Consider the following 11747-nt stretch of genomic DNA (forward strand, 5'->3'; position numbering starts at 1 on the left):
ATATTTTCATGTTATTTTTTTGTCATATTTGTATAATACTCCTTGTTTTTTGTCGAAAATGCATGTGCTCAATGTCAACAATGTAAGAATATACAAGAAAATTTCGCACTTCTCTTATGTTCCGCTCCTGAAAAAAGAGCGCAAAAATACCACCGGCCATTTCAGACTGGTGGTATCTGTAAATCCAATTCCTTGATAAATCACAAAAAGAGACAGCTGTTTCGGTTACCCGCAATCCGTAGATTTATCAATGTATTTTATTCCTGATGCGTAAGCTTGCTTCTATGTGCATAATCCAATGTCTTGAAAACGGCATCTGAATCAGTCCTCGTATATCTTTATTGCACCAATAATCAATCAACCAAATTGCATTCTCATCATTGCTTACGACATGTAACGATTTTAAGCATTCTTTTCTTTGTTCTGATACTTTCTTTTTCAATTCGGCATAAGACAGACTTTTGAGTATCTTTTCCGTACTTGCTTTTACCTCAAAAATGTAGGAATAAAGTTCTTTCAAATTAAGCTGCATTGAAAAATCTGCGATCTGCTGTTTTACAAGTTCATTTCCCGTTGTTATGATTGGCGAATGAATCCGTTCCTGATAATTTCCTGTGCAAAATACCTGTTCGTCTTCGTTTATCAAAATGTGCGCGACTATATCTTCGATCCGAAAGATATGCCAGATGGAATATGCAATGGTTTTGCTGTGATAACCGTCTGCATGTAAAAAAGGGATTGCATGGAACTCTTCTCTATTTAATTCGCTATAGAATTCGGTTAAGACTTTCATTAGCCGGTTCCGCAGTTCAAACAATGTATCGATACCTGCCTCATAAGTATCTTTCTTCCTGATCTGTGCCTGCATTGCTTTGTTAAGTTCCGACCATTCCTTATTCATCATCGCTCCTCCAAAAAACCCATTGGTTATTCCTTGCCGCTTTCCAGCCTTTGTCTACATCATCCTTACTGCCGTGCCATTGGTGCAAAAGTCAAAGAAAACCTCCGATAAATCAGAGGTTTTCTTCACGTCATCTGGTATCCAACAGACACCCAAATATAATGCCGGCGATGGGACTTGAACCCATACGTGGTTGCCCACAACAGATTTTGAGTCTGCCTCGTCTGCCATTCCGACACGCCGGCTTTCTTGGCTTTTACAAGCCAAGATTGATTATATCACACTGTTTTTTAATTTGCAAGAACTATTTCCAAATTTTATGGGATTCCTCTATCAGCTGTCTCCCGATATCAAAACAGTCAAAAGTGGCAAAGTAGTCTGCCGGTGTCTCCGCGCGCCGGATCAGCTGTGCTGTTCCATCTTCTTTCAACAGGATTTCTGCCGATTTCAGCTTTCCATTATAGTTATATCCCATAGAAAATCCATGTGCTCCGGTGTCATGGATCACGATGGTGTCCCCTATATCAATTTTCGGGAGCATCCGGTCAATGGCAAATTTATCATTGTTCTCACAAAGAGAGCCTGTGATGTCGTATTTATGGTCACAAGGCTCGTTCTCTTTTCCCATTACCGTAATGTGGTGATACGCCCCGTACATGGCAGGGCGCATAAGGTTGACCGCGCATGCGTCCAGGCCGATATATTCTTTGTGCGTATGCTTTTCATGAATCGCAGTTGTGACAAGGCATCCGTATGGTCCCATCATAAAGCGCCCGAGTTCCGTGTAGATTGCCACATCTCCCATCCCTGCCGGGACAAGGACTTCTTCGTATACTTTTCGCACGCCCTCTCCGATGATTTTTATATCATTAGCCTTTTGTTCCGGGCGGTAAGGAATACCGATCCCACCGGAGAGATTGATGAATTTAATATGCGCGCCTGTCTCATTTTGAAGTTTTACCGCCACCTCAAAAAGCACTTTGGCCAACATCGGATAGTACTCGTTTGTCACTGTATTGCTCGCCAGAAAAGCGTGGATGCCAAATTCTTTTGCTCCTTTTTCTTTCAGGATCTGAAAGGCCTCAAAAATCTGTTCTGTTGTCATTCCGTATTTTGCATCTCCCGGATTATCCATGATGTCGTTGCTGATCTTGAAAAGGCCTCCCGGATTATATCTGCAGCTGATCGTCTCCGGTATGCGGCCGATGGTTTTTTCCAGAAAATCAATATGGGTAATATCGTCCAGATTGATGATTGCCCCAAGCTTATCCGCCAGCTCATATTCTTTTGCCGGGGTAGCGTTGGATGAAAACATGATATCTTCCCCTTTGACTCCCATAGCGTCTGAGAGCATGAGTTCTGTAAAAGAAGAGCAGTCGCATCCGCATCCGTATTCTCTCAGAATCTGGATGAGAAACGGGTTCGGCGTGGCTTTTACCGCAAAATATTCCTTAAATCCCTTGTTCCAGGAGAACGCTTCTTTCAGTGCTTTCGCGTTTTCCCTGATCCCTTTCTCATCGTAAAGATGAAATGGTGTCGGAAATGTTTGGATGATCTCATCCAGCTTTTCTTTTGTCACAAATGTTTTCTTTTCCATCTTACTGTTCTCCTTCTGTCAATCTGATCAGTTTTATCTCGTTTGCCATTGCTTCTTTGAACAATTCTGCAAAATTGCGCTGTCCCGAATAGACACATGTATTCTGGGTATCTTCCCCGAATTCCCCACTCAACACATACCTGGAATCCACAATCATTCCAATCTGAGATTTCCGATCTTTTGTATGGTATACTTTCCCTGGATGATCGATTTCCATACAGTCTGTAATGAGAACTACTTTTTTGCCTTCTTCTGCTGTTTCTTTGACTGCCGGAAGGATTTCTTTCAAAAACTCTGCGTTTCCGGATACATACACTCTCTCCTCAGTGTCTTGAAGCAGCTTTCTTGCCTTGCCGAGAATCTGTTCTTTTCCTGTGATCGTAATATATCCGTCTTCCTCTTCTTTCCTTTCCGGAGCATGAAGCAAAATCCAGTCCTCTTCCCTTTTCAGCTGCTCGATCCGGTTCTCGCAAAACTCCTGAGGATCCACCGCCATATATTTCCGCGCTCCCGGCTCTTCCTCATACTGCGCAGCTCCCTTTTCCACCAATGACGACAGAGCTCCATACACATTGGATCTGGAAATTCCTGTCATTTTGGCCGTCTCATAGCCGGTCTGCCTGCCATTTTTGAGAAGACATTCGTAGATAGCCGCTTCTTGCCTTGTAAGATCAAATTTCATAATATGTTCTGTAAAACTTTCCATGTTCACTCCCCGCTTCCTCCTTAGTAGTTCTTTATAGTGATACTATAGTCCCTTCCCCACAAAATGTCAAGGCCAAGTTCGCAAAAAGGACATGCCTTCCGGCATGTCCCGTATCATCAATCAATGACAGCTATTCGCATCATATTGCTTCTTCCGTTGTTTGAAAACGCTCCGCTCTGTGCAGGCAGACCTGCTGTAAGTACAACGATATCTCCTGGTTCCACATATTGCTTTACTCTTACCATCTCAATCGCATTTTCACACACATCTTCCATAGAATTGAGACGAATGGATTTGAGCGGACGGACTCCCCAGTAGATCTGCATTCTCCGGAGTGTGGCCTCATCCGGACTTACACCGACAACACATGCCTTTGGCTTAAACTTTGATACCACTTTTGCCGTTGCTCCTGACATCGTCGGCGCAACAATACATTTTGCGCTGAGATTTGCCGCCGTAGCTACCGCCGAAAATCCTATCGCGCTGGATATACTGCTGGTCCTATGTTTCTGGGCTTTCTTGAGCATTACTTCGTAATCGAGATGGCTTTCCGTATTTTCCACGATCTGAACCATCATCTTCAGTGCCTCCACCGGATATTTTCCCTGTGCCGTCTCGCCGGAGAGCATGACCGCATCCGTCCCGTCGTAAACGGCGTTGGCTACGTCTGTCACTTCCGCACGGGTTGGACGAGGATTTCTTATCATGGAGTCCAGCATCTGTGTGGCCGTGATAACCGGTTTAAAATTGTCGTTGCATTTACGTATGATCTCTTTCTGAATATACGGCACTTCCTGAGCTGGAATTTCCACGCCCATATCTCCTCTTGCCACCATAATTCCGTCTGCACACCGGATGATCTCATCAATATTTTTGATTCCTTCCGCATTTTCAATCTTGGCGATAATCGGAATATACGGCGCTTTCAGCTCGCGAAGCCAGCTTCTGATTTCAATAATGCATTCTGCATTTCGCACAAAAGATGCAGCGATAAAATCGATTCCCTGTTCTACCCCAAATTTTAAATCTTCTCTGTCTTTTTCCGTGATAGCCGGGAGACGCACCGGAACATTCGGCACATTGACACCTTTTTTTTCGCCCAGTTCTCCTCCATTTAAAACTGTACAGACGATATCCGAACCATGGATACTCTTTACATCCAATTCGATCAGCCCGTCATCAATCAAAATCTTTTTCCCAGGTGTGACATCTTCCGTGAGACCGCTGTATGTGATGGACACTCTTTTTTCGTCCCCTGTGATTTCTTCTGTCGTAAGGACAAAATCTCTGCCTTCCTCAAGCATTACTTTCTTTCCGTCTTTCAGTTTTCCTGTTCGGATCTCCGGACCTTTTGTGTCCAGAAGAATTGCAATCGGGAGATGCTCCTCTTCCCGGATCTTTTTCAGAAGATCCATTCGATATTTGTGTTCTTCATAATTGCCATGGGAGAAGTTAAACCTGGCGATATCCATCCCGCTTTTTACCAGACTGCGCATAACGTTCTCGTCATTGGAATTTGGTCCCATTGTACAGACAATCTTCGTCTTTTTCATCTTTTCTTCCTCCTTTTTCTGCCTTTCCTCTCTACTTTACATGCTGGTGCGTAAACAGATGATCCTGACAGTACTCATAATTTCCATTGCATTTGGAGCAATACCGAAACTCTAACTCCGGATGATCCAGTTCTGTTCGTCCGCAGACCGCGCACCGGTGTTTCGGGACACGTCCGTCTGCCTGAGCAGCATAACGATTCTCCGTGCGCATCTTCTTTTTAAACTGCCGACTCCGTTTTTTCTGTCCCGGAGAATATTTTGCAAAGTTTCTGGAAGACAGATAAAATATAAAAAAGTTAAGAACTGAAATTCCCGCTGCCAGCGCATATACTTTATACGCACTGTTGACCCCTCCGTATGCAGGCAGAAACGCCTGGACGATGGTCCATATAAAAAATGCTCCGTCCACCCATGCGAGCCACTTTGCCTTGACCGGGAGAATGAAAAAAAGCAGAAACTGCATGTCCGGATACAGCGCGGCAAACGCAAAAAACAGCGACAGATTGAGATATGTTGTGTTCAGCATGTAGACTGCACCGGTTAGCAGATAAATGACAATCGCGGCAAGCACATGAAACAGAACCCCTGCAAAAAAATACAAATTAAAACGGAACGCTCCCCACGTCTGTTCCAGGGCATTTCCAAGCATATAATAAAAATAAAGGGCAATTACCAGATATAATAAATTGTAAGAAGGGGGCTGAATCAAAAATGTCAAAATCCTCCAGATTTGCCCGTGCAAAATGGCCGATGCATCCAAGGATAAATACTGGATATAAAAATACGGATTGACATAATGCAGCACGAATCCGATCCCGTACAAAATGATAATGTAATACATCAGATTTGGGATCGCAAACCTGCCAAATCTGCGCTCCATTCTGGAAATCCAATTCATAAAGTCTCTCCTTTCATATACGGTTCCCATTGTATCGTCTGGCCGTATATTTGTCAATGTACTTCTTGGAGTTTACAAGAAATTTACTCTTCCTTTATAATATTTTATTGTATCTTGTATTGTTTTGTCGTATAATATATCGTTGTTGCAAAACACATATAATTAGGTAGAAATTTTTTCCTACAAACAGCAAAGGAGTATCACATATGAGTCAAAAGGATTTATTTACACTGGGAATTGACATTGGTTCCACAACTGTCAAGATTGCTGTCCTGGACGAACAGAATGAACTCTTGTTTTCAGATTATGAACGTCATTATGCCAATATTCAGGAAACCCTTTCTGATCTTTTGGGAAGAGCTGTGTATAAACTTGGAGCTATCCATGTCTCTCCTGTCATTACAGGAAGCGGTGGACTTACGCTGGCCAAACATCTGGGCACGCCGTTTGTCCAGGAGGTCATCGCAGTCTCCACGGCTCTGCAGGACTATGCGCCTCAGACTGATGTAGCGATCGAACTTGGCGGGGAAGATGCCAAGATTATCTACTTCGAAAATGGAAATGTAGAGCAGCGTATGAATGGGATCTGCGCCGGAGGAACCGGTTCTTTCATCGATCAGATGGCCTCTCTTCTGCAGACAGATGCCACCGGCCTGAATGAATACGCGAAAAACTATAAAGCGATCTATGATATCGCCGCACGCTGCGGCGTGTTTGCAAAGACGGACATCCAGCCTCTCATCAATGACGGGGCTGCAAAGGAAGACCTTGCCGCTTCCATCTTTCAGGCGGTCGTCAACCAGACGATCAGCGGCCTTGCCTGCGGCAAACCAATCCGCGGACATGTAGCCTTCCTCGGCGGTCCTCTTCACTTTTTGTCGGAACTGCGCCAGTCATTCATCCGGACACTGAAGCTGGATGACGAGCACACGATCGCTCCTAAAAACTCCCATCTTTTTGCAGCGGTCGGATCTGCGTTAAACTCCAAACGGGATCTTGACATCCCGATCATGGAACTGCAGAAACGTCTTGCAAACCATATTGAGATGGATTTCGAGGTGGAGCGCCTGGAACCTTTGTTTGCTTCTGAAAAGGACTATACAGAATTCAAGGAACGCCACGAAAAGCATCAAGTACCAGTGGGAGATCTCGCCACATACAAAGGCAATGTATATCTCGGTATCGATGCCGGATCGACCACTACAAAAGCAGCTCTCGTAGGCGAGGACGGTACACTTCTTTATTCTTTCTATCATGGGAACGAAGGAGATCCCCTTGCCACGACCATTACTGCTATCAAAGATATCTATTCCAAACTTCCGGAAGGAGCTAGAATCGCCTATTCTTGTTCCACTGGTTACGGGGAAGCTCTTATGAAGGCCGCTTTTCTCCTGGATGAAGGGGAAGTGGAGACAGTGTCCCATTACTATGCTGCCGCTTTCTTTGAACCGGAAGTAGACTGCATTTTGGATATCGGCGGCCAGGACATGAAATGTATCAAGATCAAAAACCACACGGTTGACAGCGTACAGCTCAACGAGGCCTGCTCTTCCGGCTGCGGTTCTTTCATTGAAACTTTCGCGAAATCACTGAATTACACGGTCGAAGATTTTGCAGATGAAGCCCTCTACGCAAGGCACCCGATCGATCTTGGCACACGATGTACCGTGTTTATGAATTCCAAAGTAAAGCAGGCGCAGAAAGAAGGCGCATCTGTCGCCGACATTTCTGCCGGGCTTGCCTACTCGGTCATCAAAAATGCGCTCTTTAAGGTCATCAAAGTATCAGATGCCTCAGAACTTGGAAAAAATATTGTCGTACAGGGTGGTACCTTCTATAACAATGCGGTTCTGCGCAGCTTTGAAAAGATTGCCAACTGCCAGGCTGTGCGTCCGGACATCGCCGGAATCATGGGGGCATTTGGTGCCGCGCTCATTGCACGCGAAAGATATCACTCTTGTGACTGTAAAGAAACGACGATGCTCCCGATTGAGGAGATCGAAAATCTTACATACGAAACATCCATGGCCAAATGTCAGCGCTGCGCCAACCACTGCCGCTTGACGATCAACAAATTTACCGGTGGAAGACGGTTTATTACCGGAAACCGTTGTGAACGTGGTCTTGGAAAGGAAAAGACAAACACGGATATCCCAAACCTGTTTGAATACAAGAACAACCGTTACTTCGGCTACAAGCCGCTGGCAAAAGAAGATGCGCCACGAGGAACTATCGGTCTTGCCCGAGTACTCAACATGTATGAAGATTATCCACTCTGGTTTACATTCTTTACAGAACTTGGATTCTCTGTTGTGCTCTCTCCTCCTTCCACCCGGAAGATCTATGAGCTGGGCATCGAATCCATCCCAAGTGAATCCGAATGTTATCCGGCCAAGCTTGCACACGGGCATGTGGAATGGCTGATCCAGCAAGGCGTAGATCGGATCTTTTATCCTTGCATTCCATATGAACGCAACGAGTTCCCGGATGCAAACAACCATTATAACTGTCCGATCGTAACATCATATGCGGAAAACATCAAAAACAATATGGATGAGATCATCCACGGCAAAGTAGATTTCATGAATCCTTTCCTTGCTCTTTCAAGCGAAGAGATTCTTACTACACGGCTGATTCAGATTTTCGGAGAAAAATTTGGCATCCCGGAATCAGAAATTCGAGCTGCCGCCCACAAAGGGTGGGAAGAGCTTACCCACTGCCGGGAAGATGTCCGCAAAAAAGGCGAACAAACACTCGCTTATCTTGAGAAAACGGGAAGACATGGGATTGTGCTGGCCGGAAGACCATATCACTATGATCCTGAAGTAAACCACGGGATACCGGAGCTTATTACTTCCTATGGTATTGCGGTTCTGACAGAAGATGCTGTCTCCCACTTAAATCCGGTAGAACGTCCACTTAACGTCATGGATCAATGGATGTACCATTCCCGTCTGTACGCCGCAGCAAATTACGTAAAGACGACAGAAAACCTGGATCTCATCCAGCTGAATTCTTTTGGCTGCGGTCTGGATGCCGTCACTACCGATGAGGTGGCCGACATCCTGACAGGTTCCGGTAAAATCTATACCTCCCTGAAGATCGACGAGGTTAATAACCTGGGTGCCGCAAGAATCCGGATCCGTTCTCTTCTTGCCGCCATCCGTGTGCGGGATTCCAAGAAGGAAAAGCGGGAAATCCACTCTGCGGCTATTGAAAAAGTACCGTTTACCAAAGAAATGAAAGAACAGTACACCATCCTCTGTCCGCAGATGTCTCCGATCCACTTTGATCTCATCGAACCAGCCTTCCAGGCTTCTGGCTATAAGATCCAAGTGCTCCCAAATGACAATAAGGACGCGGTCAATGTGGGGCTCAAATATGTAAATAACGATGCCTGCTATCCATCTCTGATGGTTGTAGGACAGATTATGGAGGCTATCCTTTCCGGAAAATATGACACCGATAAACTGGCTGTCATCATTTCCCAGACCGGCGGCGGATGCCGTGCTTCCAACTATATCGGTTTCATCCGAAGGGCTCTGAAAAAAGCCGGTTACAGCCATATCCCGGTTATCTCCATCAACTTAAGCGGTCTGGAGAAAAATCCTGGATTTAAGATCACTCCAATGCTGGCACTGCGTGGTGTGTATGCAGCTGTACTGGGCGATATCTTTATGCGTTGTCTCTATCGGGTTCGTCCGTATGAATCTGAACCAGGTTCAGCGAATGCGTTGTACGAAAAATGGGCAGCTGTCTGCCGGAAATTTGTCTCTGAAGGATATCCTTCCAGACGTCGGTTCAAAAAACTTTGCCGTCAGATTATCCATGACTTTGACACACTTCCGATCACGGATGTGAAAAAGCCACGCGTGGGAGTTGTAGGGGAAATCCTCGTCAAGTTCCTTCCGGCAGCAAACAATTACCTTGTGGAACTTTTGGAACACGAAGGTGCAGAAGCAGTCGTTCCAGATCTTGTGGACTTCCTTCTGTACTGTTTCTACAATTCCAATTTCAAGCATACCCACCTGGGCATGAAAAAGTCATCTGCAAGGCTCGCAAACCTTGGGATCAAGGTTATCGAATGGTTCCGGAAACCTGCTGTACATGCATATAAGCAGAGCGAGCGGTTTACACCGCCATCCTCAATCCAGCATCTTGCATCCATGGCAAAGGAGATTGTCTCTCTTGGAAATCAGACTGGGGAAGGATGGTTCTTAACCGGAGAAATGCTGGAACTTATAGAGACTGGAGCAAAAAATATCGTCTGTACACAGCCGTTTGCATGTCTTCCAAACCACGTAGTCGGAAAAGGCGTCATCAAGGAGCTTCGGCGGCTCCATCCAGAATCCAATATTGTCGCTATCGACTATGACCCGGGCGCAAGTGAGGTAAATCAGCTGAACCGAATCAAGCTGATGCTCTCCACTGCAAACAAAAACCTTGAAAAAGAACTTCAGGCTCAGCAAGCAGAATAAATAGAATAAATATAGTTCATTATCTCGCTGTCCGGCTCAATGCCGGGCAGCATTTTTTATTGGATTTTCCATTTTTATGATGCAATAAAAAAACTCCCTCCAGGAATGACAGTTTTCTAAAACTGCCGCTCCGGAGGGAGCTTTTACAGATGCTCTATTTTGCAGATTTCAGATATTTTTCTACACTCACAAGTTTTACGCTCAACGTAAATACTTGCATTGCAAGTTTAATCTCTTCCAATGTTGGATAAGACGGAGCAATACGGATATTGCTGTCATGCGGATCCTTTCCGTACGGATAGGTTGCTCCGGCATTTGTCATAATAAGACCCGCTTCCTTTGCCTTTGCAACAATCGCCTTCGCACATCCATCAAGAGAATCAAAGGAGATAAAATAACCTCCTCTCGGAGCCAGCCAGGAACCAATCTCCAGACCTCCAAGCTCTTTCTGAAGTGTTTCCAGCACAGCGTCAAATTTCGGTCTCATGACGGCTGCATGTTTCTTCATATGTTTTACCATGCCATGGATGTCTTTAAAATATCTCGCATGGCGAAGCTGATTGAGCTTATCATGTCCGATGGTCTGGATCTTCATCTGCTCACGGATTTCCACAAGATTGGCATCCGATGCTGCAATCGCCGCGATACCGGAACCCGGGAAACTGATCTTGGATGTAGATGAGAATTTATAAACCATATCCGGATGACCCTCTTTTTTACACTCCATGAGAATCTCAATCAGATAATCCTGCTTATCCTCATATAAATGATGAATACCGTACGCATTATCCCAGTAAATACGGAAATCCTCTGCTGCCGGATTCAATTTTGCAAACCGATGTACTGTCTCGTCAGAATATGTGATTCCCTGCGGATTGGAGTACTTCGGCACACACCAGATACCTTTGATAGCCGGATCACTGCTTACAAGCTCCTCCACGATATCCATATCCGGTCCTGTCGGAGTCATCGGAACATTGATCATCTCGATACCAAAATGCTCTGTAATCGCAAAATGGCGGTCGTATCCCGGAACCGGACACAAGAATTTTACCTTGTCAAGCTTTGCCCACGGCGTACTTCCCATGACACCATGCGTCATAGAACGCGCAATCGTGTCATACATGACATTCAAGCTGGAGTTTCCAAAAATTACGATATTGTCCTTCGGCACTTCCATCATGTCTGCAAGAAGCTGCTTCGCCTCCTTGATCCCGTCAAGAACACCATAATTCCGGCAATCAACGCCCTCTTCGCAGACAAGATCCGTACTGCTCGTCAAAACATCCATCATCCCCATAGAAAGATTCAGCTGCTCTGTAGAAGGCTTTCCACGAGACATATCAAGCTTCAGTCCCTTTGCCTTGACCTCCTCAAACTGTTTCGTCAATTCCCTCTTCAACGCTTTTAACTCTTCTTTGCTCAAATCCTTATAAGCTGTCATGCTCCTACCGCCCTTCATCATTATTCACTACTTCATTTCACTGTTACTTATTTTATCCATGATTTGACTCTACGTCAACTGTTTCTTGCAAATTATTCCCATTTTAGTTAAAATTTATGCAGAAAACACAAAAAAATGAATTTCAAAAAGGTCTTTCATTCATTTTATAT

At 45.0% G+C, this 11747-nt stretch carries 7 protein-coding genes and 1 tRNA gene; 1 reads left to right on the forward strand and 7 read right to left on the reverse strand.

Annotated features, from left to right (window positions below; genetic code table 11):
- Window positions 1-247 precede the first annotated feature (247 nt).
- From FLB61_RS07805 to FLB61_RS07830, 6 genes are all read right to left on the reverse strand, one after another.
- Window positions 248-904: a phage head-tail adapter protein gene (locus FLB61_RS07805; protein WP_330625531.1), complete on the reverse strand. Its 657-nt coding sequence runs from the start codon at window positions 902-904 to the stop codon at window positions 248-250.
- 159 nt (window positions 905-1063) lie between these two features.
- A tRNA-Leu gene (locus tag FLB61_RS07810) sits at window positions 1064-1146 on the reverse strand.
- A 59-nt stretch (window positions 1147-1205) separates the two neighbouring features.
- Window positions 1206-2498, reverse strand: coding sequence for a diaminopimelate decarboxylase (locus FLB61_RS07815; RefSeq protein ID WP_221919817.1), 1293 nt, complete (start codon window positions 2496-2498; stop codon window positions 1206-1208).
- A 1-nt stretch (window position 2499) separates the two neighbouring features.
- Window positions 2500-3204, reverse strand: coding sequence for a TrmB family transcriptional regulator (locus FLB61_RS07820; protein ID WP_246599166.1), 705 nt, complete (start codon window positions 3202-3204; stop codon window positions 2500-2502).
- Between the two features lie 116 nt (window positions 3205-3320).
- Window positions 3321-4757 carry a pyruvate kinase gene (gene pyk / locus FLB61_RS07825; protein WP_087201444.1) on the reverse strand — a complete coding sequence of 479 codons (1437 nt, stop codon included), beginning with the start codon at window positions 4755-4757 and terminating at the stop codon, window positions 3321-3323.
- 31 nt (window positions 4758-4788) lie between these two features.
- On the reverse strand, window positions 4789-5655 hold the full coding sequence (locus FLB61_RS07830; RefSeq protein ID WP_087210688.1) for a rhomboid family intramembrane serine protease: 867 nt from the start codon (window positions 5653-5655) through the stop codon (window positions 4789-4791).
- 206 nt (window positions 5656-5861) lie between these two features.
- Here FLB61_RS07830 and FLB61_RS07835 point away from each other — a divergent pair, with 206 nt between their 5' ends.
- On the forward strand, window positions 5862-10133 hold the full coding sequence (locus FLB61_RS07835) for a 2-hydroxyacyl-CoA dehydratase (protein ID WP_221919818.1): 4272 nt from the start codon (window positions 5862-5864) through the stop codon (window positions 10131-10133).
- Window positions 10134-10287: 154 nt separating this feature from the next.
- On the opposite strand, the gene FLB61_RS07840 is transcribed toward FLB61_RS07835, so the two are convergent.
- Window positions 10288-11577, reverse strand: a complete 1290-nt coding sequence (locus FLB61_RS07840) for an aspartate aminotransferase type Ic (protein WP_087201450.1) — start codon at window positions 11575-11577, stop codon at window positions 10288-10290.
- Between the last annotated feature and the right edge of the window lie 170 nt (window positions 11578-11747).

Source organism: Sellimonas caecigallum, from assembly GCF_019754295.1.
GTDB lineage: Bacteria > Bacillota > Clostridia > Lachnospirales > Lachnospiraceae > Sellimonas > Sellimonas caecigallum.